Raw genomic sequence first — 24421 nt, forward strand, 5'->3', positions numbered from 1 at the left:
CAAATAAGAAAAAGGCCATGGATGTCAAGCGAGGAGTTCAACAGATCAACCCTGGTACCAAAATCGCAGACATAGCATCAAGCCAACTTTCCAGTGAATTTTGAGCCATTTGAAAGCAGTCTGTAGAAGATTGGAGACCGACTGCGGATGAATATCCATTATTTCGGCGATCTCATCACGGCTTAAGTCGTGGAAAAAGCGGAGGTAAACGGCCTCTTTCTGGCGTTTGGGGAGTTCATTGAGCCAATAGGATAACTCAGTCGCCAGGCGTTGGTCTGATTCTAGTTGAATGAACTGCTGTTCGACGCTGAATTCACTCTCAAAATCAAGCTCTATTTTGTCGTAATCGCCAAACGTGCTCATTCGGTTGTACTGAACAACGCGGTGCAAACGGCGACGCAGAGATGCCAGAAAGTAAGGCCTGGGTGGAATGTTGGCGTTTAACAGCTGCCGCTTTTCCCAGACCTCCAGAAACACATCCTGAATACAGTCTTTTACCAGATCACGATCGCGGCAGAACTTACACCCGTACTGAAACAGTAGATCGTAGGTTTGATCAACAAGGTTCTCAAACAGTTGGGCATCACCCGCCAGAGATCCCCGCCAGAGAATGGCTTCCTCCTGATCGTCAAACGGTTTACCTCTGTTTTCCATGGATGATTTTTCGGTTGTTGTAGTGCCCGAAATACATGTTGCTGCCGTAGGATGTCTACAAACGGAAGGCTATTTGTCGCAAAAAAACAATTTTTTTTCTAAGATTTATTATGTCGTCCGGTATTACTGATTTCAACAAATCCGTTTTTGGTACCAATCATAAATAACCTGCTATCGAAAAATCTACCCAAAAGAGAATAAGCGATCTTATAAGTCAGGGTGATCTCATGCAGGGTCAAAGCACTCATCATTGTTGGATACATGTCGCCATATGTATTGTTGGGGGAAACTCGATGCCCCACTGCCTTAGCCGGCAGTTATGTACTGAAGGCTAGGCTGTAGGGTGGTTTGGCGGGTTTGGCGACATAAGTGAGCACAAGAAATAATCTCCTGTTGTCTGAAAACAGGCGTCAGCATACAACGGGAGATAAGGCTGGTAAGGAGGCCAGACCTGGGATAACTGGGCTTAAGTCAGCCAATCAATCCTCGGGTATTCTCAGACAAATTTGTCCATCAAATGAAAAGCAGGCTATCCCAGTTGGGATAGCCTGCAGGGTTAACGTTGACTAATTCGTTGCAGCAGGGCCGCGGTTTCAGCAGGCTGGCTGAGCATAGCGTCGTGGCCCGTGGCCAGCTCATAATAGCTCCAGTTGGGGTTGTGCTTTGTACGCTCGGCGAATACCTTCAGTACTGATAAGGCAGGCTGAGTGCAGGCGATGTAACTCGTTGGCAAACCGTTACCGTAGGGGTTCCGCAATACGATGGGCTGGCTAAAGCAGCGATAGGGCTGGGGCGTTAGTCGGGCATCCGCCCAGCGACTCAGGGCCACATCGTTGACCCCGAAGCTTGCAGAGGGGCGAATCGGCAGGCTGAGCCCACGGCTGGGGGCTGCGGCTGCGGCAAAGGCCGCTTGTATGTCCTTCGGATGTACGTCGAGCAGACTCTGCCCATTTTCGACCAGAACGGCATCCAGAAACACCAGCTGGCGCAATCGCTCAGGTATGCGGTCGGCCACGCCGGTAATGACGGCCCCGGCATAACTATGGCCCACCAGCACCACATCGTGCAAGTCCTCCATCACCAGTAAATTCACGATATCCGTGATATGCGTGTCCAGGTTGATGGCAGGGGTGAGCGTATGTTGATGCTCTCCCATACCGCTGAGAGTAGGTGTGTAGACGGTAGCTCCTGTAGCGCGCAATTGAGCGCTGACCTGCTGCCAGCACCAGCCACCATGCCAGGCCCCGTGGACCAACACATAAACCGGGTGTTTTACGGAAGTCGGCTTCCCCGCCCAGGCTCCCTGCCAATCCAGTACGATGATGAAAACGAACCAGACTGTAATCTTTCCAAAAAATAACTGTTTCATTGGGCAAAGGTCCCCGTTATCCCAGGTGGTCACAATAACTCACCCTAAAATGAGCCAGGTGAATCTCATATGTCCAGTACCATAAAAGAAAGCTCCACGAATGCGCACAACGCCAGATTACTGTCTGAGTGGTGTGGCGTGAACGACATACTGCGTGACATCAGCCCTCGCTGGAAGATGGTGTTGTTGCACCAGATTGCTCATGGGGTTGCCCAGTACAGTCTGCTCAAACAGTCTTTCCCTACTTTATCGGACCATGTACTCAGTCAGCGTCTGGCGGAGTTGGTAACCGAAAAACTTGTTAAAAAAAGCTTCGTACCCGAAACGGTACCCCCGCAAACCCGGTATTCGCCTACACCCAAAGGACTCGCCTTGCTGGCTATTGTGGCGAAATTGAATCAGTGGGGTAATCGGATCTGGGTGGAAGAGCAGGATGCCTGAGACCTTCGGTCATGAGCCCAGGGCAGCCGTGACTAGTTGTGCGGACTCGGGCATGATTGCCGAAGTTGTTACCGACGCTGCGCTGTGAAGGCCCTGACGGGTTGTGGTTGAACCTGAAGATTTGTGCCGACGCTGCGCTGTGAAGGCCCTGACGGGCCAGGGTTGAACCTGATCGATTGCTGCTACCGACGCTACGCTGTGAAGGCCCTGACGGGCCAGGGTTGCTCCTGATCGATTGTTTCTACCGACGCTGCGCTGTGAAGGCCTTGACGGGTTGTGGTTGAACCTGAAGATTTGTGCCGACGCTGCGCTGTGGAGACCCTGACGGATTAAACGCAGGCTTTTCCTGGATTCATTTGAACCAACTCAGCTGACCTGAATCATGGCAGCAGCTGAGCTGTTGATGGTGGGTCTTCGCGGATACTAAGCCATACTAAGCCGGCGCGCCGGGCGTTGACAGGATAACCGGCTGGCCGCTCAGACCGCCACTGGCGTAGGGGGCTTGCAGGAATCGTGACAGGCCTATGACTTTTTCTCTATTAGCAGGCTTAAAGAATAACCTGGCGTATACACAGTTTTTTTATGCCCAGACCCGCCTGCTGTATCCAACCCTGGAGCTGGTCTTTGTCAGCTTCAACAGCACCGACGGCACGCACCAGTGGCTCGACTCCCTGCAGGATGAACACGTTCGGTATTATTACGAAGAGCGGGAACGCACGCTGTCCGACACGTACAACAAATGCATCGAACTGGCCACGTCGGCCTACGTGATCTTCGCCCATAACGACATGGTGCTGGCGCCGGGCTTTGTAGAAGAGCTGGCACTGCTGCAAACCGACCGGCGAGTGATATTTTACACGACGGTTGAGCCGCCTGTCTTTGCGGACGACCCCCGGCCCGGCAAACTGGTTCAGGATTTTGGGGCCGACCTGGTTACGTTTCAACAAACCGTCTTTTTTCAGTTTGTGCAGGATGAGCAGCAACGAAATCGGGAGGCCGGTCAAACGGCCATTCCGACCCATCGGGGTGTTTTCTTTCTGGCTGCGTCGCGGAAGCGGCTGCTGGACATGGGCGGATTGGACCCGCTCTTCGATCCTATGTTCTGCGAAGATGACGACCTGCTGCTGCGACTCGGGCTGAGCGGTGTCGAGATGATCATCGCCCCGAATGCGCTGTGTTACCACTTCGTCAGTAAAACCTCCCGGTTTTCGGAAGAGTATATTCACCGAACCCGGCAGATCGAGCGGCAGTCGAACCGGAATTTTGTTCGGAAGTGGGGGTTTGGAAATACGTCGGCTAACCGGTGCCGGTACGACATTGGTCTGATTCTGACCGGTGGCGACCTGTCGGTGCTTCGGGAGCTGGAGCCCTGGGTACAGACGATCTATACCGACCTTGACCCGGCACCGTACATCCGGGACGAGCAGCCCCTGACCCACATCGACCTGCCGAAGAAACTAAAAAAACTGTCGGCCACTCGGACCAACGGGATTCTGGTTACGCTGGATGCGCGTAAAGCGGACTCAGCCCAGCTGGAGCAGATTGCACACTTATCGGACATGATCCACGCCCGGCTCAACGAGCCGGTATCGCCGTGGAAACGCTTCTGGCGACGGCTGGTTCCGGTCACTACCTGGCACGGGTATCGCATCCGGATTATTGATCCGACAACATCCGAATCCGCCCTGATTTATAAAAAACTTACCTATGCTTGATCGGTTACTGGCCCGGCGGATCCGGCTGTCATACGGTATTACCGTTTGCAACGAAGCGGTGGAGTTGGAACGGCTGATTCTGTTTTTGCTGCTTCATAAAGATGCGCACGATCAAATCGTCGTGTTGCAGGATACTACCGAGCCTGACTCGTGGGTTACGGACGTACTCGACCGATACCAGAATCAGATCAGTGTCCTGACCGCGCGGCTCGGCGGGGACTTCGCGACCTTTAAGAATACCCTGATTTCGATGGCGTCGGGCGATTATCTGTTTCAGATCGATGCAGACGAACTGCCCGGTAAACCCCTGCTTCGTTCGCTGAAAGGCATACTGCGAAAGCATCCGCAGGCCGACTGCCTGGCTGTTCCCCGGATCAACCTGGTCAGGGGACTGACGCCCGAGTGGATAGCGGCCTGGCAGTGGCAGGTGGATGAGCAGGGGCGGATCAACTACCCCGATTACCAGCTGCGGATCTTCCGGCTGAACCAGATAATACGGTGGAAAAATAAAGTACATGAAGAACTCGCCGGGTACCAGCACTGCCATTTCCTGCCTGCCGACACCGATGCGTACTGTCTGCTACACCGGAAAGACATCGATCGGCAGAAAAAGCAGAACGACTTTTACCAGTCGCTCGGATGAGCCGGGGTTAACTCATGAACTCTGGCGGTAGCCGGGGTTATCGCTTAGCTTTGTCATATGAAAAAAATAGCGTTTGTTGTGCAGCGTTACGGCGTGGAGGTCAACGGAGGAGCCGAGTACTACTGCCGGATTATGGCCGAACGACTGGCAAATACCTATGAAGTGGATGTGCTGACAAGCTGTGCGCTGGAGTACGTCACCTGGGCCAACTGGTACCCCGCCGAGACGGTGATGATCAATGGAGTACGGGTACACCGGTTTGCGACCAAACACGAACGGCTGGTTAAACAGGCCGCCCGGGCAGAACACAAACTCAAAAAATGGTCAAGGCCGGAAGAGTGGCAGGGGCTGGCCCGGCTCCGGATGTGGGCCCGGGCGCTGGTGGGTAAGAGCCTCCGCCGATACAGCCGCCTGTGGGCCGAATACCAGGGTCCTTATACGCCCGACCTGATCGATTACCTGAAGCGCAACCATCAGCAGTACGACGCGCTGATCTTCATCACCTACCTGTATTACCCCACCATTGCCGGGCTGAACGTTGCCCCCCGGAAGTCTATTTTTATTCCCACGGCCCACGACGAGGTGCCGATTTACCTGCCGGTGTTCGGGCCGCTCTTCCAGAAACCCCGCGCCATCCTGTTTTTGACGCCCGCCGAGCGGAGCTTCGTGCATCAGCTGTTCCGGAACGAGTCGATCCGGAATGATGTGGTCGGGGTGGGGATCGAACCTGCCCGCGCCCTGTCGGACAAGTCGGTAAGTGAGATACTCAACCTCGGCGAACCGGGCTCTCCAGCGGCCCAGGACGGTGTCGATTACCTGCTTTACATTGGGCGAATCGACACGGCAAAAGGGTGCGATACGATGTTTGAGTTTTTCAGGCAGTATAAAGAGGCACATCCGTCTCCGCTGAAGCTCGTGCTGGTTGGGCAGGCGTTCATGCCTATACCGGATCACCCCGACATACGGCCCGTTGGCTTCGTTGATGAACCGACCAAAGCCACATTGCTCCAGCACGCCAAAGCACTCGTGATGCCGTCGCCCTACGAAAGTCTGTCGATGGTAACCCTGGAAAGTTTTGCCGTCGGTATTCCTGTCATTGCCACGGCCGAATGCGCCGTGCTGCGTGATCATATCGTGGGCAGCCGGGCGGGCCTGTTGTTCCGCAGTTACGAGGAGTTCGGCCAGGCGGTTGACCAGATTCTGACGCAGGATACCGCAGAGATGGCCAACAATGGGCGGGCCTATGTCAACCAGTACTACACCTGGAAAAACGTACTGGCCACGTTTGACGAAGCTGTCAATTACGTGGCCAGCTGAACCCGCTGGTTTCGGAGACGCAACGGGGTACTCCAGTAGCAGCGCTGCTACTGGAGTACCTCCTGCAGGGTGTTCAGACGTTTATAGACACTGTCGGTGCGGCTGATCAGGTCGTAGTGGTTGCCGCGTTCCACGATCTCGCCGTCTTCCATGATCAGAATCTCGTCGGCTTCCCGGATCGTGCTGAGCCGGTGGGCAATGACCAGTGTAGTGCGGCCTTCCATGAGGTTGTCCAGCGCTTCCTGCACCGATTTTTCCGACTCGACATCCAGGGCCGAGGTGGCTTCGTCCAGGATGAGGATCGACGGTTTTTTGAACACCGCCCGGGCAATACTAAGCCGCTGGCGCTGCCCCCCGCTCAGCCGTACCCCCCGGTCTCCGATGTTGGTGTTGTAGCCGTCTTCGGTTTCCATAATAAAGGCGTGGGCGTTAGCCACCTTGGCCGCGGCAATAACATCTTCCAGGCGGGCGTCGGGCTGACCGAGGGCAATGTTATTGAAGATCGTGTCATTGAAGAGGATAATCTCCTGGGTTACGAAACTCATCTGCCGGCGCAGCGAATCCATGGTGTAGTCGCTGACCTCTACGCCATCGATGGTAACGCTGCCCTGGGTAGGTTCGTAGAAGCGGGGAATCAGGTCAGCGATGGTCGACTTGCCAACGCCCGATGGCCCTACTAGCGCGATTTTCCGGCCTTTCTCCATCCGGAAGCTGATGTTTTTCAGCACGGGCTTGTCGCCATACTGAAAGCTGACATTCTCGAAGACAACGTCGCGCCGGAACTGATCCAGGGTCAGGGCGTTCGGTTTGTCTTCAATCTCGATTGGTTTGTCGAGCAGTTCCAGAATGCGCTCGCCAGCCGCCTGTCCCTGCTGAATGTTCGTCAGGGCAACGACGATGGCTTTGGCGGGCCGAATGATCTGCGAGAAAATAGCGATGAACGCAATGAATGAGCTGGCCTGCAGGTTACTCGTGCTGTTGAGTACCAGACTGCCTCCGTATACCAGGATACACGCCACCACGAATACCCCCGACGCTTCGGAAAAAGCCGGCGCCAGCTCCCGACGCTTGAACCCTTCCAGACTGGCTTTCCGGTAAAAATCATTTTCGACACTGAACCGCCGGAGAATGAACGGTGTCGCGTTGAAGGAGCGAATGATGCGCATCCCCATCAGCGTTTCGTCCATCAGCGTGAGCATCCGGCCCATCGACGACTGAACGTCCTGCGCTTCTTTCTTGAGTCGTTTGGTAACGGCGGCAATCCCGACTGCCGACACCGGAATGATAACGAGCGTGAACAGCATCAGCTTGGCCGAAATCATGAACAGCGCCACAAAATAGCCGATCAACATGTACGGCTCCTTGAAAACGACCTCGATTGAACTGCCGGCTACGCTTTCAATGGCGTAGACATCGCCGTTGAGCCGCGACAGCAGATCGCCTTTGTGTTCTTTGGTGAAATAACCCAGGTGCAGGTGGTTGATTTTCTCGAACAACGCTTCGCGCAGGCGTTTGACCAGCAGGGTTCGGGCACCCAGCAGACACTGTTGGGCCAGAAACCGGAAAAAGTTGGTCATGACCACGGCTACCACGATCATTCCCGCCAGGAAATAAAGCGCGTGGACCGGATTTGTGGTCTTGAACTGATAAATCAGGTGGTAAAAAATATCCTTGAAGTAATTGCCGGAGATATGAAAGTCCGGCATCGACGCGTACTTGGCCGCGTCGGCCGTGTTGATCGGGTCGAACAGAAAATTAAGCAGCGGGATAATCAACGCAAACTGAAAGACGTTGAAAAACACACTGATAATGGTGAAGAAGAAGAAGGGGATGATGAATTTTCCATAAGGCCTGGCGTAGGCCATCAGCCGTTTATAAACTTTCATTCGTTGATCGTAACGTGTTAACTGCCTCTATGCTGTGGCAGCCTGGAGAAATCTGGCTGGACCGCAGGTTGTATTTTATCCGAGCAAAGACCGGTAAACGTCCAGATACTTCCGGGCCGCGTCTTCCCAATTGAACGTAGCGCTGTAGGCTTTCATTGCTTCCTGGATGCGGCTGCCGGCCTTTCGGTAGTGCAGCATACCGGACTGAAAATCATCGTGCATGTTGTCGAAATCCTGAAAGTAGAAGGCCAGATCTTTGCCAATTTCCGTCATGGCGGTGTGTTTCGACAGAAAAACGGGCTTGCCTACGGACATCGCTTCGGTGATGGGCAAGCCGAATCCTTCGGCCAGCGACGGCATCACCAGCGCCTGGCAATTATGATAATACCAGGACTTCTCACCTTCCGTCACCTCGTTGATCAGGTGCGTACGGTCGTCGACGTTTAGTTCAGACGCCTGCTGCCGGATGTAATTCGCGTAGGATTTATCCTCGTGCCGACCTGCCAGTACCAGCTCCATGGACGGATTGCTTTGCAGCAGGGGTAAAATCTGATGCTGGTTTTTTTTGCGGGCAATGGCGCCGATATTGAACAGAAACGGAACGGCGGGGCGGTATGACTTTTCTTCCAGAACCGGCTTGGTCAGGCCATTGGTGCCGTTATAGATCACGTGTACTGCCCGGTTGCCGACGTCGCAGTGGGTCAGCACGTCGTTGCGCGTGAATTCGGAAATGCAGACAATGGCGTCGCTCCGGTTGATGTTCTCCTGCAGATGACTGAGGCAGCGGGCTTTTTTACTGGCCGACTTGTCTTCGTAGAGAAAATTCAGGTCGTGGATGGTCAGCAGTACTTTGATCTTCCGGTTCCGGCGCGGCAGGTAGTTCGAGTTCTGATAGGTGCAGTGCCACAACTGATACTGGCTGACCGATGGCATGAAAAACTTCTGCAACGATTGCTGCGGCAGGATGGGTACCGACGGGCCAAAGCTGGCGGCTACCCGGTTAGGAATGAAGACGGCTATTTTTTCACGGTTACTATTTTGCAAAAGGGCCTTCCCCAGATTGAGACAAAAGTAGTACAGTCCGGTGTTGATGTACTTCATTCGCTCGCAGTCGAAGATGATTTGGTTCATAACGGAATCGCTTTTCAACGTTGATAAGCTGGACAGAAAAGTTTGGAACGGGCGTCATGACGAAAAATAAACGTGTACCTGTAGGAGTTCATCAAGCATGACGCATCGTTCAGAAGTGATGAGTCTTAAAGCTGGTAGAAGGGTTGGAAGACAGCCGAAGGAAAAAAGGCCGCACTAGAATAGCGGCCTAACCTCCATAATGTTGCATTTTTTACGAAAATCTGATTGTAAGCACCCTGCACCCCCGCAGATCGACCGTATGTCTCGAATTATATTGGATTGCGACCTGATGAAGTATTCACATTCCGGGTTGTATCAGTACTGCCAGCAACTTGGCGATCACGTTAATCAGTTGCCAGCCGTTGATGGCTCGCCATCCCTGTACATGTATCTGCCGCCCCGCCGGAAACTTGAACTCAGTCCCAAACCGTATCACCTCATTGAGCAACGATGGCACAGGCTGGTTCAGCCGTTTCTGAAAGACTGTCGGGTGTGGCATGCTCCGTTTCAGTCCGGTCGGATTTTACCCGGTAAAGCGCGTTATCCGGCTATCAGGGTGCTGCTGACCATCCATGACCTGAACGTACTCCACGAGGGCAAGCCCCAGGCTGTACAGCAGAAGAGCCTGGCGCATACGCAGTCGCTGATTGACCGCAGCGATGCTATTGTCTGTATTTCTGAATTTACCCGGACCGACGTGCTGACTCACTGTAACGTCGGTGACAAGCCCATTCACGTGATCTATAACGGCGTTGACCCGATAACGGAGCCGGTACAGGCGCCCGTGGCGTACCGACCTGCCCGCCCGTTTCTGCTGGGCATCGGGTACCAGAACCGGAAAAAAAACTACCATGTGCTGCTGCCTTTACTCCAGTCGAACCCGGAGCTGGAGTTGCTGCTGGTTGGTCATCACGACGATCCGGCTTATGTCGGTCAGATGCGGCAGCTGGCCCAAAACCTGGGGGTTAGCGATCGGCTGCACCTGCCGGGAACGGTCTCCGAAGCCGATAAAGCCTGGTATCTGAGGCACTGCCAGGCGTTTCTGCACCCCTCACTGGCCGAAGGATTTGGGCTGCCCGTTATCGAGGCCATGCGGTTCGGGAAGCCGGTGTTTCTCTCAACGGCTACCTCGCTGCCCGAGATCGGTGGGGAAGCGGCCTTCTATTTTCCCAGCTTTGAGGCCACAGTGGTGCAGGCGGTGTTTGAACAGGGCATGCATACCTACACCCATACGCCGATGGCCGACGCTATTGTCCGGCATGCCGAACGATTTACCTGGCAAGAAAGCGCCCGCCAGTACGTAGCCGTATATCAGTCGCTGATGAACTGAAAAGCCGGATGGTGTTAAATTTCGCCCGAGCCGACCTGTACGTAGCGCGTAGTCGCTAACTTGTCATTACAAGACTTCGAAGTGTATGCTGGAAACGGAGCGGTTAAATCTGGGTGAGCTGTCGACAGACGACGCGCCCTTTATCGTTGAACTCCTCAACACGCCTGCCTGGCTGGAATTCATTGGGGATCGGGGTGTCAGAACGGTTGCCGATGCCGAAGCATACATTCAGAACGGTCCGGTGGCCAGTTATCGGCGGCTGGGTTTTGGGCTGTATCTGGTTCGGCTAAAGGAAAGCCGGCAACCCATCGGCCTGTGTGGACTGCTGAAGCGGGAAACCCTGGACGATGTAGACATCGGGTTTGCATATCTGCCGACCTATACCCGACAGGGATACGGCTTCGAAGCGGCATCGGCCGTTATTACCTATGCCCGCACGACGCTAAAGTTTACCCGGATCGTGGCCATTACGGCGCCCCACAACCAGCCCTCGATCAACCTGCTCAGTCGATTGGGATTCCGCTACGAAGCGACCCGCACGCTGCCCGGCCAAACCGGACCCTCGATGCTATTTGGTCTCAGCTAACGAAACCCTTTTCTCCTATGAACGCTCAACGAGTAATCAGCCTCGCCCTGGTCGGACTGACTGTCTGGCTGAACCCGGGTTGTCAGAAAAATCCCGTGCCCCCCGGCGGTATCGGAACTTACCTGGTCGGCCAGTGGCTGCTCACCAAAAAGGTTACCCCAGCGGATACGACCGCCTTTGGAAGTCTGGGTGGACAGGTGCTCGAAGTGGGCAACGATACCCGGCGTAATTTTCTGTCCATCAGTCAGGGCGGCAGTGAGCAGCTACGCCTTTTTGAAACTCGCCGGGTCACAAACGAGAATGCCTATACCGTGGATCTCTATTACGGCAACGGGCAAATGCTGCGGTTCTTTCTGAGACAAACCTATCAGAACGGCGTTCCGCAGGGCGTACACAACATTCAGGTAACGCCGTTCATAAAAGGATATGCGGCCGTTTTCGATACCGTCCGCTACCACTACGAGCGGCTCCGGTAGGTCGGCTGGTTGCCGCGTCGTCGTTATGGTGGTGCTTCACGAGACGGGTAGGGTGGTCGATTGGGCGCAGGCTGCCGGAGGGGGCGCTTCGTTTGTGAGGGGGACCATTGTGGCTGAACGAGGGGACAAACTACCGAAAACAGACGCATACCTCGTATGTTTGGCTCATGAACTCACGCATACGGCCTGAGTCACTTGACTCATCACCCTATAAAGAACTGATTCAGACCCTGGCGTATCGATGGGTCAGTGCCGACCGTCCCGCCGAAGGGCTGGTCTATCAGGATTATACGAATACCCTCCGCACGTTGCTGCTGACCACCCAGAGCCCCGAGCAGACCACCGCCATCGTTACGGCGGTGCTAAACCAGGCCGTGGCGCTCAACAAAACATCGGCCTGGATCGAGCAGGAGCTGAAATTTGAGGGCATGCTCAGCGGGGTCGACCGGGCCGACTTCCTGCGGCTCGACCTGCAACAGGCGGGCGACGTCGACGACAGGCTGCTCGATATGTATAACGAACGAATCAATCGGTTTTCTGCCGACGGGGTGTAGCGCAGCAGCCGCCGTTGTTCAGGAGATGGCGCGGTAGGCTTTCGGGAGCGTAATTCGGAAGGTAGTGCCGACGCCTTCGGTACTGTCCAGATCGATCTGTCCGTTGAGGAGGGTGATGTATTCGTGGCAGATGGCCAGCCCAAGACCCGTTCCCTGAAAGGCAATGGCGTTACTGGCTCTGAAAAATTTCCCGAACAGATTTGGTATGTCTTTTTTGGGAATTCCGATGCCCTTGTCGCTAACTTTCAGCGTGACCATATTGTCTCTAAACCGGATGGTCAGCGTCGGGTTGCCGGTCGAAAATTTGAAGGCATTGGACAACAGATTTACGAGCACATGCGCGATCAGTTTCCTGTCGGTTTCGATCGGTACGACCTCGCCGATAACGATCAATTCAACGAAGCGTTTATCCCCTCTGTCGCTGAAATACAGTTTCAGCGTCTGCGCACAAAGGTCAAATAAATCAACCGGCTCAATGTCAATCATAACCTTGCCCTCGTCGAGTTTGCTGACGGTAAGGGTGTCGGAAATCAAATCGTTGAGCGAAAATATTTTCTTGTGAATATTGTCGAGATGCCGGTTGATGGGGCTGGTATCGAAGGGAGCCGAGCCGCTGTTGACATAATGTTTTACGAGTTCAAGGCTGGAGCTGATGCCCGCCAGCGGTGTTCTGAACTCGTGGGAGGCTGTTGATATAAACCTCGATTTAAGCGCATTCAGCGCCCGCTCCCGCTGGAGAGAATCCTGCAAAATCAATTCTTTTTCGTGGGCTGACGTGATGTCGGATGCAACACCAACCCGGCGCGTAATGACACCGGCCTCGTCTTTTACCGTGAAAATACGGACGCTCAGATAACGAACACTGCCGTCCTGATGATTGGCCCGGAACTCAAACGACGGTTCCTGCTCATTGTGCATGAAAAAGCTCAGCACGTTCGGGCGGTCTTCTTCGATGATAAAGTCTAAAAACGTTAGCGGATTTCGGTACAGGTTCGTAACCGGCTGACCCGTAAATCGTTCGTAGGCGGCATTCATGTAGGTAAACCGGGGCTCTTCCAGATCCCGTATCCAGAAAATTTCGTCTACGTTTTCGGCAATATCCCGGAATCGCTGTTCGCTTTCGATGATCGCTTCTTCCGCTTTTTTTCGGTCGGTGATGTCGGTCAGGGTTCCGGTAAAGCCGGTAATCTCGGCCTGTTCGTTGAGCGTAGCCTGCGCAAACACATCGATCCATCGGTAACCGCCTTCTTTGTGGCGATACCGTACCACCAGTTTGACATGCCCGGCATCGCAGTCCCTGATCTGGGAAAAGAGCGCCAGGGTATGGGCCTGGTCGTCGGGAAGAATGTACTCCAGGAACCGATGGCCCAGGGCTTCCTCGACGGTGAATCCGGTCACTTCTTCCCAGGCAGCATTCAGAAACAGCCAGCAACCCGTTGCGTCGGCCTGGAAAACAACGGCTTTGAGGTGATCGACCAGCGACCGGTACCGGTACTCGCTGTCCCGCATGGCCTGTTCGGCCTGGCGTTTCGTGGTCCGGTCCCGAATGACGCCGATCATGCGGTTGGTGCCGTTGGGATCATCCTGACGCACCAGGCCATCGGCTTTCATGTAGTGAACCGACTGGTGAGTAGGCGAGAAGAGCCGGAACTCGGCATTAAACGGCTTTCTGCTTTGCTGGATGTCGGCTACGTATTGCTTAAAGAAGGGCAGATCATCCGGATGGACCATGCGGGCCACCTCGTCGAGGTGGCGGATGGGCTTATCACGGGGCATGTCGAAGAGGCTGGCGAAGCTGCCGTCCAGAATCAGCTCGTTGGTATCCAGATTCCATTCCCACACGCCCAGTTTGCCGGCGCGGGTAGCCAGTTGACTCCGCTGGTTAGCCTGTACCAGCTCCTGCTCGATGGTTTTGAGGTACGAAATGTCGATAGCCGTGTCGACGTAGCCGATCAGCTCCTGCTCATCGTTGTAGAGGCCGGTTACGGTAGAGATAACCGGAATCAGCTGCCCGTCTTTGGTCAGCAGCGTATTTTCCCGGCGCAGGTAGTCGTGCTTTTGCAGATAGGCCCTGATCAGCGCTTCGCCCGTAATCGACGGGTCGGCTACAGCCGCCCTGAGCTGGTCGATCTGCTGCTGAAAAACCGCGGGTGCGCGCAGCGCTCCGGGCGTAACCTTGCCAATCAGCTCGTCGGCCCGGTAACCGGTCATGGTTTCGAGTGCCGGATTGACCAGCTGAATAATGCCCTCGGGGTCGGTAGCGGCAATAGCCAGCCCTGTGTATTTGAAGATGGCCTGCTGAATGGCGTACAGTTGCTGAATCTGCCCGGTGCGTTCAGCGACGCGCGTTTCCAGCTCCGCATTCGTTTGCTGCAGCTGCGCTTTGGCCGTTGTCAGGCTGGTAATGTCGTTGACCGTCAACAGCACATTGCCCCCCACCCGGGCCAGCAGGTAATCGCCCCAGAACTCGCCCACTGGCAGGTCGTCCCGTATCTGAATCCGTTGGGAAGCGCCCGTCGTGGCCACGCTGACTAAACAATCGAAAAGCCCGTTGGTGCGCACATGCGGGAGCATGGTAAGCAGACGCTGCCCGGGCATGGTTTCCTGCGTCTGGCCTGTGATATGGGCTGCCACCGGATTGACCAGCAGATACGTAAAATCAACGAGCTTGCCAGCGGCCCAGACCGGCTCCAGAAGCGCCAGGCCCGTGGGGCTGGTGTCGACGACCACCTGCAGGAGCTGGTGATTGTTAAACAGGGTAGTGGCCTGACTCGTCAGCTGCTGGTTGATTTCCTCCTGCAACAGCAGCACCGAGAGCTGCCCGGCCACTTCTTTGGCGATAAGGACATGTTCGGCGGTGAAGAACTGCGGGCTAGGGTCTAACAGGACCAGTAACCCAATGTATTGCTCACGGGCCTGCAGGGGAACGCACATAAAAGAGCGATGGCCCCAGGCGTAGGGGTTGAAATCAGCGGGAAAGCCGCTGCTGCCGGGGCGTAGCTGATTCACCAGAATCTCCTGCCCCTGCGCCAGCGGGTTGTTATACAGGTACTGCACGGGTATAGACACCCCCGGCCAGTCTTCGCGCTGCCCGTGTCTGAACCGGCTTTCGGTACGGGCATACTGTCCGTCTTCATCAATCCGGAACACAATTCCGATTTCGCAGGGAATCGTCTCGTACAGGTGGTGCAAGGCCGTAAGGTCAGGCTGTCCGTCGTGGAGACTGCTGGTCAGTAACGCTTTGGTGATGTGACTCAAGCCGGTGAGCCGTTTGTTGACCCGCTGCAGCTGTTGTTCGCGGCTGGCCCGGCTGGTGGCGGTCACGACCAGCGCCGAAAACGTTTTGAGCAGATCGGCATCGTTGGTATCCCACTGCCTGGCGTCCCGAACGGCATCGAATCCGACAAAACCGACCAGACCATGGTCTGCCACCAGGGGCATGACCAGCAACGACTTAATGTTGTGATCCAGCAGGGTCGCTTTCTCGCTGGTCGCGTGGGGGGGGAGTTCATCCAGTGAGGTCAGCCGGATGGTTTGCTGACTGCTCATTTGCTCCTGCCACCAGGGGAACGACCGGGTCGGTAGATCCTGCAGGTTAGACCGGTGGGAGGCAATGCCTTCTGCGCACCACTCGTGGGTGCAGGACATGCGCTGGTTGTCGGGGGTGTATTCGAAGATAGACACCCGGTCGGCCTTGTCATAAGCCCCTATCTTGGCCAGCGATTCGTGGATGAATGCGTTCAAGCCATCGGAAGGCATAGTCAGCAGGCTACCCGATATGTCGGAGATAATCGATTCGAGCTCGAGCCGGCGCTGCAGGTTGGTTCTGTATTTCTCCGGGCTTTTATTCTGGACATAAATCAGGCTGGTCTGCTGGTGGCGGCTGATCGTAAAGTCGAGCCAGCGATCGGTATCCGGGTCGTATCGTTCCAGGGTAACTGGCGTTCCGGTGGCCAGTGCCGTCCGGATGGAGTCGGCGAGGTGGCGCAGGCAGGGATTGGTAGCCAGCGGCAGCGGACGAACCGGCTGAGGCAGGTCACCGACGAGCGAGGAAGCCTGGTTGTTCCAGTAGGTGACGGTCAGCGTAGGGGCAAAAGGGGTCGGACCCGGCTCACAGATCAGTACGCCGATCGGAAGATTTGCCCACTGACCGGGTTGGTTCCCGGTTTCAGAAGGGTTGACTTCCCTGCTGGAAAAGAGCCTTTTTAGCCGATTAAAAAGCACCATGAATAACTGACTCGTACGAAGGGTAAACAACTGATATCAATGTGTTGAGCTTAGGCCCGGCCGGTATGGACAGGAAGCCGGACCACCACCACTGTTAGTCCGGGTGCGGGGCTATCGATAGTGAAGCTGCCCTGGTTCAGATCAAGCATTCGCTGGGTGATCGACAGGCCAATACCAAAGCCCTGTTGCTCGTACTGATACCGGTCAAACTGGGTGTAAGCGCCGATCCGGGCCAGGCCCCCGGCCGGAAACGGCTGCCCCTGATTGGTTATGGTCAGGCTGTACTGATTGGCCTGCACGCTCCCCTGCACCGTAACGCACTGGTCCGGAGCCGAAAACTTACAGGCGTTGTCGAGCAGTTCGGTCAGGCAGGTTGACAGGCTTTCGGCCGACAGGTCAAGCGGGGCGTCTTCGATCTCGAGCCGGTAGTCGATGCGTCGGTCCTGTCGCAGGGCGATGGCTTCCATACAGCTATTGACCATCGACTGGGTAATCTGGCAGGTGCCGCTGGTATAAAACAGGTACGTGGGGTTAGCGGGCTCCATATGCTGGAGCGAATCCATCAGCTGAATGTTGTCCAGCGAGCGTTTGAGCCGGAGTCCGCACACCTTGATCATGTGGGCCATAGTGGCTATTTCATCGCCCGTAAAGTGCTGGTGCTGGTCAACGAGCAGTGACGAAAAACCCAGAATGCCGGTCAGGGCGGTGTTTGACTCGTGTACCGATACCGAGGCCAGGTTATGGCGGTAGTTGTCAAGCTGCGCTTTCAGCTCTGCTTTGCGCAGGGCTTCGCGCTGCAGCCGGCTGTTGATGCTGCTCAGCAGATTATCGAGGGTGAAGGGCTTGGTCAGGTAATCATCGGCTCCCTGGGCCATACCCCGGCGCAGGTCGGCGTTTTCGGTCTTTGCCGTCAGAAAAATAAAGGGTGTCGTGGCGGTAAGCTGATTGTTGCGTATGACATCCAGCACCTGGTAGCCGTCTACTTCCGGCATCATGATATCGCACAGGATCAGCTGGGGGGGGCGTAACATGGCCTGGCTGATGCCCTCGCGCCCATTGATGGCGGTATCGACCTCGTAGCCATGCAGGCTCAGCATTTCGGCCAGGTTTTCCCGAATTTGTGCATCGTCTTCTATAACAAGTACTTGTGTTGACATGGTGGCCGGAGCGGTTAGTTGAGGCTGGTGCCCGAAAAAGGTTGTCTGATGGAGGAGTGGATGGTTTCGGCGCAGGCAATGGGTAAGGTAATGGTACAGGTAGTGCCTTTGTGTTCTTCACTGCTGAGGGTCAGCTGACCATCGTGCAGCTCGACAAACTGCCGCGAGATGACTAGTCCCAGCCCGGTACCGGGGATGCCGGCGGTGTTGCTGGCCCGGAAAAAAGCCTGAAAAACGGTGGCCTGCTCAGCGGCTGGTATCCCAATTCCCTCGTCGATGATCTGTATGACCAGGGTCGTATCGGTGAAGCAGAGGTGCAGCTGCGGATGGCTGGACGAGAACTTAAACGCATTCGAGAGCAGGTTAACCACCACATGACTGATCAGCTTGGCGTCCAGATAGACGGGGCGGGGAGAAGCCGCTACCACCAGCTGAACCCTGCGCTGATCGGGCCGGGCGTTAAAATGCGTGGCTATGATTTCTTCACATAGAGCCACGACATCGACCCAGCGCGGTTTAAAGCTTACTTTTCCCGATTCGATCGCGCCAATGGTCAGCATGTCAGAGAGCAGCGTGTTGAACTGGTCGATCTCTTTTTCGATAACGGACAGGTGGCGCTGAACCGAGGCCCGGGCGTTATCCAGCGGAAGCTCCATATACAGCTTGATCAGGTCGACGCTGGACTGAATCGTAGCCAGGGGCGTACGGAACTCGTGCGATGCCGTAGAGACGAACTGCGATTTTAGCTCGTTCAGGGCCTGTTCCTGTTGCAGCGCCTGCTGCAAAACCCGTTCTCTTTCCTTCTGGCTGGTTACGTCGTTGGCAATGCCGATATGACGAATGGCGGCCCCCGTTGCGTCGCGTATGATAAAGGTCCGGACGTGGATCCAGCGGATGGCGCCGGCCGTTTCCTGAAGCCGGAAATAAAGCTCGCCCTCCTGACCGGCTCTGTACTGTTTCATGAAGGCCAGAACGGCGGGTTTGTCTTCGTTCAGGACCGGATTGAGGAAGGAAAACGGTCGGCGGAGCGAATGGTTCGAGTGGGTACCCCAGACCCGCTCATAGGCCGGGTTGAGATACAGCAGCTGGAATGGACTGGCCGAATGAATCCAGTACACCTCGTCTACGTTTTCGGCAATTTCGCGGAAGCGCTGTTCGCTCTCGAGCAGGGCCTGTTCGGCTTCTTCCTGCTCCGTTACGTCCCAGAGAACGCCGATCTGCCGGACAACGGTGCCCTGATGGTCCCGGATCAGCTTGCCGATAGACCGTACCCAGCGAATGACACCGTCGGGGCGAATTACCCGGGTTATGTTCTGGAAGGTATTCCCGTGCATGTCCCGGTGATAGCGCTCCATAAAGGCCGGCAGGTCTTCGGGGTGAATCAAATTCAGGAAGGTCTGGAAGTTCAAAGATTCGGAGTGGGGCGACAGCCCGTATATTTCCCAGACCCGATCGTCCCAGAACATGCGGTTTTCGACCATATCGATCTCCCAGATGCCTTGTTCAGCGGCCTCAGTAGCCAGCTGAAGCCGCTGGTTCAGGCTGCGCAGCTGACTTTCGTTCTGTTGCCGTTCGGTTATGTCGCGGGCCGATGCACAGATGAGGTGATCGATCTTGACGGCGTTCCATTCCAGCACGCAGAACGTGCCGTCTTTTTTGCGAAACTGGTTGATCTGGTTCCGCAGCGGCTGGCCGTCAACGACGCTCAGAAAGGCCTGCCGAACGGTTTCCTGCTCGCTTGGGTCAACCGATGCCCAGAACGGTACGGCTCCCGGTTCGCTGGCCGAAAAGCCGAGGGTAAGTGCCCAGGACCGGTTAATAGTAAGCAGGTTGCCGACCAGATCGGTTGTACAGTGCAGGTCGATCGATTCGTCGAAGATGGCTTTTACGGCCTGATTGGTTCGTTTCAGTTCGGCCTCAACGGCTTTCTGCACCGATATATCCGTAGAGATACTGACGAAACCGATCAGCGTGCCCGCTTCATCCTGCAGGGTGCTGATCGTTGCCAGGATGGGTACCTGCCTGCCGTTTTTACCCACCACCACACACTCCCCATAGTAATACCCCTGCGAGGCAAAGGCATCGTTGAAGATATCGGATGTTGGGAAGACGGAATCAGGTGGATAATGGGCAATGTGCGGAACGGGATTGTCGGGCGGCCCCGGCACGATACGGGCTACCAGACCGACGAGTTCACCGGGTTCGTAGCCGAGCAGGTGGGTGGTAGCCTGGTTAGCCGTCAGAATAACCCCGTTCACATCGGTTGAGATAATGGCATGACCGGCATGTTTGAGTATGGCTTCGTGCAGGGTCGAGAGCTGCCGGATCTCCTGTGTGCGTTCCTGAACGCGCTGCTCCAGCTGTTCGGTATGGTGCCTGAGCTGGTCGTCCAGCTGTTGCTGGTAGAGGACCAGCGCGACCGGACTGGCCAGCTCCTGCGCAATGGTCCGGTACTCTTCGTTAAAAAAGCCGGGTTTTGTCGACGTCAGCGTAAAGGCACCGATGCACTTGTTCCGGCAGTACAGCGGGATGATGAGCAGCGAGCGGAACCCCCGCTCATACACGTTCAGCGCGGGCGGAAGCTCGTCGGAATCGGGCTGAAGGTCTGGAATATGGATCGTTTGCCGGATGGCGAGGAACTGCTCGTAGAAGGTGCCGGGCGGTATGTCGGTGTCGGGGTTCAGGATCAGATCACCGTCAACGATGCGGCATCGGGCGGTAACCTGGCGGGTGTCGTCGTGAAGCTGAAAGACCGATATGCGTTCGCAGGGCACCATGAAATGCAGGTACTTCATGGCAATCAGCAAGGGCGACTGATCGTTCAGCCGGTAGCCGAGCAGCGCCTGGTCGATGTCGTGCAGCCCTTCCAGCCGCTGGTAGGTACGCCTGAGGGCTGACTCATGCTGCAGGCGCTGCCGCACATTGGCCACCTGGGTAGCAAACGTTTTCAGCAAAGACAGATCGTGCTGCTCCCAGCTGGGTTGGGTGGTGATGGTATAAAAGCCAACGAACCCCCGAACCCGCTGGTCCTGCAGGAACGGAACGGCCAGTATGGATTTCACCGAGAGAAACGAGAAAAATGCTCTTTCGGCAACGGCTTCTTCCGGTAGTTCATCGGCGCGTAGCCGGATGATCTGGCCGTTCTCCAGCTGGGGCCGGGTCCAGTCGAAACAGCTGGCCGGTCTGATGTTGACCCGCTCTTTTCGGGGCGCTATGTGGGGGGCGCACCATTCGTACAGGCAGCTGCCCTGCTGAAAATCGTCTGAGAAGAGAAATACCGAGGCTCGCTCAGCGCCAATGTGCGTACCAATCAGGCCCAGCGCTTCGGTCATGCAGGCGTCGACGGTGTCGGCCTGTACGGTAATAAACCGGCTCGAAATGGTAGACAGGATCGACTCCATAGCCAGCCGATGCTGCAGGGCAGCCGCCGATTGCTGCTGGGCACTGACGTCGGTGAGGCTGATCATAAGCCGATCGTCGAGCCGGGCCAGGCTGATGTCATACCAGACCGACTGACCCTGTAAGGTGTATTCCTGAATCAGTTGCTGCGGCTCGCCCGTTTGCGTTACGGTGACCATGCGGGCGAACAGCTCAGGCAGTACCGGACAGGGCACCTGGTTAACAAACTGCTCGGTAAGCGACTCGGTGGTTTGCCCCAGCAGCCGGGCGAAGGCTGGATTGACCAGCCGGTATCGGAAATCGCATAGTTCTTTTTGTCGGTTTCGGACCGGAATCAGAAAAGCTACCCCCTGTACTGATGTATTGAACCAGGTCTGGAAAAATTGCTCCATTATAAATCAAGTGAAGTGGATAGATGAACGCATGGATACCCGTTGGACTACGGCGTTTCTCCGCTACGGTTAGGTGGACAGCCAGTTTCTGAATGCGCTGTAACGGGCCTTGGGTAAGATTACCTGGTGTTGCTGGCCGTTGATCGTCAGGTAGAGGCAGTATTTGCCTTTTTCCCAGTAGGCGTATTGCTGAATGGTTTTTCGATGCAGGATAACGTGGCGGTTAACCCGAAAAAACTCGTGTGGATCGAGGGCGGCCGTCAGCATGTCCAGCGTTTTATTGAGCTGGAAAAGGCCGGCCTTGTGCCAGACGTAGGTACTCCGGAGCTGCACGTAGAAATACAGGCAGTCGGGCACCGTCAGCATTATGTTGCCTTTGGCATCGTGACCCGAGAGGCTGGTAAGATAGCCCGATTTCGGGGGGCGGCTTACCCGTTGCTGCTGACACCGTTTGAGCCGACTGGCAATCGCCGTCAGCAGGTCGCTGCTCAGGAAGGGTTTGGTCAGGTAATCATCGGCTCCCAGCCCCATGCCCTGGCGAAGGTCTACCATATCGGCTTTGGCCGTCAGGAAAATAAACGGAACATGGGCCAGGTCGGGGTAGTTGCGAATGGTGGTCAACACCTGATGGCCATCCATGTCGGGCATCATAATATCGCACAGAATCAGATCTGGCTTTACTTCCCGGGCTTTATGAAGGCCGTTTATGCCATCGGGGGCTGTCTGCACGTTATAGCCACTGAGCTGAAGGAGTTCGACCAGATTCTCCCGGATCTGGGCTGCGTCTTCAATAACTAATATTTCGGTTGGCATAGGGATGGATAGTTGGGTACACAATGAAAAAACGTTCAGCCTGCCTGGCTATGCAAGGCCTACAGGTATACAGCCAGAGCCCTGATGGGACTGACCTGCTGGTCGGCAAGAAATACGTTGAGTAAGGCACCTGGTCTGCGTACAGACTAAGGCGAACGATTAAGCGGCAAAAGCACCGGGAGCGGGAGAGGCTGTATATATAAGCTCCAACAGTAATCTAGCCGGACAGATGGATTGAGCGCCGAATTTGATGGTGACCTGACAGATATACATAATGTATATATTGAATGGTCTGATGTTAATTAATGTCGACGTTGAGTTAGCCAGGTTTCGGGTCAAATTTATAGGAAGTATATAATAAAAGAAAGTAATAACCGCAAGAATGATTAGTTATACGTTAACATTTGTCAGGATATGGTAGAGTAACTTTAGGTTGATGTATATAATTGATTTAGAGTTGCTTACTCCACATTCATTGAAATTATTAGTCAGGGTGAATGCAGGGTTTAAGCCACTAAATCAAATTGGCCAATTCTGACCTATATGTAATAATATAACTTTTATGTAAGTAAAGTAATTTAAAAAAAACAGATCAAAAAATCCAACGGTTTGTGGTTTTTTATAAACCATCAGTCAATTTTATAAACATTTAATAAATGGTTGATTTTGTCTTGTTTGACACAGAATTAGGCTGCTTTGCCGCTTTGTCGGGCAAAAATTTATGGACTTACCAGAAGCTGAACATGATAAAAGTCACCCGTAAATTCTGTCTCTTTTATACGTTACGGGTGACTTTTTACGTGTATAATCCGCTGTTTTCAGAGTCAGGGCCAACGATTACGGCCGGTAGCTGACCCGGTATAAAACCCCGTTGGTATCGTCCGTGAACAGCAGGGAGCCATCGGGCATAGTCGCAATGCCTACCGGCCGACCAAACTGGGCGCGGTTATTGTCGACCAGAAAGCCCGTTACGAAGTCGTCGATACGGGTCGGTTTGCCATTTTCGAAATGAGCCCGAACCACCTTGTAGCCCGAAGGTTGAGTGCGGTTCCAGGAGCCGCGCATGGTTACGAACGCATCATACTGATAATCGGCCGGGAACGCGCTGGCCGCACCGGTGCCACTGGTGTAAAAGACCATCCCCAGCGGAGCTGCGTGAGCGTCGTACGACAAAGCGGGCAGGGTTGTTTTAGCCAGGATCTGAGCATAGGTCGTATCGCCCATAGGCCGGGGGTGTGGGTTGTAATTCCCATCGCCGTAGATGTAAGGCCAGCCGTAAAAGGCGCCCTCTACGATCTGGTTCAGCTCCTCTTTCTGCTGTTCATCGCCCAGCCAGTCGATGCCGTGGTCGAACCCGAACAGGGCTTTCGTTTGTGGATGCCAGCCAAAGCCGATGGTATTGCGAAGGCCACTGGCGTAGATCCGGCGGTTCGTGCCGTCGGGGTTGGCCCGCAGGATGGTAGCGTGTTCGGCGTTGGGCTCGGCGCAGGCATTACAGGTGCTGCCGACGGTCAGGTACATAAACCCGTCGGGACCGAAGCCAATGGTACGGTTGGGGTGTTGCCCGGCGTCGGGCAGGTTATTGATCAGCACCTGCGCCTGACCCAGGGTACCGTCGCCGTTGATCGGGATGGAGTAAACCTCTTTGATCGCCACGGCATACAGTCTATTGTCGAGGATGGTAAGGCCGTGAATACTTTTCAGAGTAGCCACGACCTGTTTCTGGTCGGCCCGGCCGTCAGCGTTGGTGTCTTTCAGCAGGGTGATCGTCCCCGCCGTACGGTCCGACACATAGACATTTCCCGAGCTGCTCACGGCCAGCATGCGCGGCTTCCCGAGCGAATCGGCGAATTTGGCGATGCTGAACCCGGCCGGTACTTTCAATTGGGCAACCCGTTCGTCGGTGGCGCTGACCAGTGCTGGCTCGAACACGTTCCCGTTTACCTGCGCTGAAGTGGGCTGTTCATTGGTCTCCGGAATCGACGCGTCATACACGTCGTCTTTGTTACAGGCGATCAACCCAGCCATCAGCGTTGCACACACTAATGCTGAAATGTGAAAATTACGTTTCATGTGATGTTGGTAACGTTGAGAAATTAATAGAATATAATCTACAGGATAACTAGTAATAGAACTACAAGTTGTGAACGGATCGGGTATACGATCAAACGGACCCGGTCGGTCAGGCCCTGCTTCCTGGCCGGGCCTTACAGCGTTTGCTGCCGGTTTGTGCCGATCTGGGAAGCCTATTTGGCGGGTGGGGAGGGGATATGTTCGATTACTCTACAATAATTGTAGAAAATAATAAACACAACTTATTCGCGGAAATGT

General features: G+C 55.1%; 17 protein-coding genes. 8 read left to right on the forward strand and 9 right to left on the reverse strand.

The window, feature by feature from the left end:
• Positions 1-45: 45 nt before the first annotated feature.
• Both B1C80_RS14245 and B1C80_RS14250 read right to left on the reverse strand, forming a co-directional pair.
• A complete protein-coding gene (locus B1C80_RS14245; RefSeq protein ID WP_077921847.1) occupies positions 46-654 on the reverse strand; it encodes an RNA polymerase sigma factor in 609 nt (202 codons plus the stop codon).
• A 556-nt stretch (positions 655-1210) separates the two neighbouring features.
• Positions 1211-2023: an alpha/beta fold hydrolase gene (locus B1C80_RS14250; protein WP_077921848.1), complete on the reverse strand. Its 813-nt coding sequence runs from the start codon at positions 2021-2023 to the stop codon at positions 1211-1213.
• A gap of 69 nt (positions 2024-2092) precedes the next feature.
• Between B1C80_RS14250 and B1C80_RS14255 the strand changes: the two genes are divergently transcribed.
• From B1C80_RS14255 to B1C80_RS14270, 4 genes are all read left to right on the forward strand, one after another.
• Positions 2093-2464: a helix-turn-helix domain-containing protein gene (locus tag B1C80_RS14255; protein WP_077921849.1), complete on the forward strand. Its 372-nt coding sequence runs from the start codon at positions 2093-2095 to the stop codon at positions 2462-2464.
• Between the two features lie 524 nt (positions 2465-2988).
• Complete coding sequence (locus tag B1C80_RS14260; RefSeq protein WP_077921850.1) at positions 2989-4179, forward strand: glycosyltransferase; 1191 nt, start codon at positions 2989-2991, stop codon at positions 4177-4179.
• Complete coding sequence (locus B1C80_RS14265; RefSeq protein ID WP_077921851.1) at positions 4172-4822, forward strand: glycosyltransferase; 651 nt, start codon at positions 4172-4174, stop codon at positions 4820-4822. Before B1C80_RS14260 ends, B1C80_RS14265 begins: the two co-directional genes overlap by 8 nt.
• A gap of 57 nt (positions 4823-4879) precedes the next feature.
• Positions 4880-6139 carry a glycosyltransferase family 4 protein gene (locus B1C80_RS14270; RefSeq protein WP_077921852.1) on the forward strand — a complete coding sequence of 420 codons (1260 nt, stop codon included), beginning with the start codon at positions 4880-4882 and terminating at the stop codon, positions 6137-6139.
• Between the two features lie 47 nt (positions 6140-6186).
• Here the strand turns inward: B1C80_RS14270 and B1C80_RS14275 are convergent, their stop codons facing one another.
• Together B1C80_RS14275 and B1C80_RS14280 are read right to left on the reverse strand one after the other, a co-directional pair.
• The gene (locus B1C80_RS14275; RefSeq protein ID WP_077921853.1) at positions 6187-8025 is read right to left on the reverse strand and encodes an ABC transporter ATP-binding protein; all 1839 of its coding nucleotides are present in this window, start codon (positions 8023-8025) and stop codon (positions 6187-6189) included.
• A gap of 75 nt (positions 8026-8100) precedes the next feature.
• Positions 8101-9156 carry a glycosyltransferase family 1 protein gene (locus B1C80_RS14280; protein WP_077921854.1) on the reverse strand — a complete coding sequence of 352 codons (1056 nt, stop codon included), beginning with the start codon at positions 9154-9156 and terminating at the stop codon, positions 8101-8103.
• A gap of 289 nt (positions 9157-9445) precedes the next feature.
• On the opposite strand from B1C80_RS14280, the gene B1C80_RS14285 reads away from it, so the two are divergent.
• The 4 genes from B1C80_RS14285 (at position 9446) to B1C80_RS14300 (ending at position 12102) form a co-directional block, all read left to right on the forward strand.
• Positions 9446-10486, forward strand: coding sequence for a glycosyltransferase family 1 protein (locus B1C80_RS14285; RefSeq protein ID WP_161492767.1), 1041 nt, complete (start codon positions 9446-9448; stop codon positions 10484-10486).
• A gap of 85 nt (positions 10487-10571) precedes the next feature.
• On the forward strand, positions 10572-11072 hold the full coding sequence (locus B1C80_RS14290) for a GNAT family N-acetyltransferase (RefSeq protein WP_077921856.1): 501 nt from the start codon (positions 10572-10574) through the stop codon (positions 11070-11072).
• A 17-nt stretch (positions 11073-11089) separates the two neighbouring features.
• Positions 11090-11548 (forward strand): hypothetical protein, encoded by a 459-nt coding sequence (locus B1C80_RS14295; protein WP_077921857.1) that lies wholly within the window; start codon positions 11090-11092, stop codon positions 11546-11548.
• 167 nt (positions 11549-11715) lie between these two features.
• Positions 11716-12102, forward strand: coding sequence for a hypothetical protein (locus tag B1C80_RS14300; protein WP_077921858.1), 387 nt, complete (start codon positions 11716-11718; stop codon positions 12100-12102).
• An 18-nt stretch (positions 12103-12120) separates the two neighbouring features.
• Here the strand turns inward: B1C80_RS14300 and B1C80_RS14305 are convergent, their stop codons facing one another.
• The 5 genes from B1C80_RS14305 to B1C80_RS14330 all read right to left on the reverse strand — a co-directional run bounded on the left by B1C80_RS14305 (position 12121) and on the right by B1C80_RS14330 (position 24163).
• Positions 12121-16329, reverse strand: a complete 4209-nt coding sequence (locus B1C80_RS14305) for a PAS domain S-box protein (RefSeq protein WP_077921859.1) — start codon at positions 16327-16329, stop codon at positions 12121-12123.
• A 50-nt stretch (positions 16330-16379) separates the two neighbouring features.
• Complete coding sequence (locus B1C80_RS14310; RefSeq protein ID WP_077921860.1) at positions 16380-17486, reverse strand: response regulator; 1107 nt, start codon at positions 17484-17486, stop codon at positions 16380-16382.
• A gap of 14 nt (positions 17487-17500) precedes the next feature.
• Positions 17501-21277, reverse strand: coding sequence for a PAS domain S-box protein (locus B1C80_RS14315; protein WP_077921861.1), 3777 nt, complete (start codon positions 21275-21277; stop codon positions 17501-17503).
• 69 nt (positions 21278-21346) lie between these two features.
• Positions 21347-22090 carry a response regulator gene (locus tag B1C80_RS14320; RefSeq protein WP_077921862.1) on the reverse strand — a complete coding sequence of 248 codons (744 nt, stop codon included), beginning with the start codon at positions 22088-22090 and terminating at the stop codon, positions 21347-21349.
• A gap of 837 nt (positions 22091-22927) precedes the next feature.
• Positions 22928-24163: a sorbosone dehydrogenase family protein gene (locus B1C80_RS14330; RefSeq protein ID WP_077921864.1), complete on the reverse strand. Its 1236-nt coding sequence runs from the start codon at positions 24161-24163 to the stop codon at positions 22928-22930.
• Between the last annotated feature and the right edge of the window lie 258 nt (positions 24164-24421).

It is taken from the genome of Spirosoma sp. 209, assembly GCF_002006735.1.
GTDB classification, from domain to species: Bacteria; Bacteroidota; Bacteroidia; order Cytophagales; family Spirosomataceae; genus Spirosoma; species Spirosoma sordidisoli.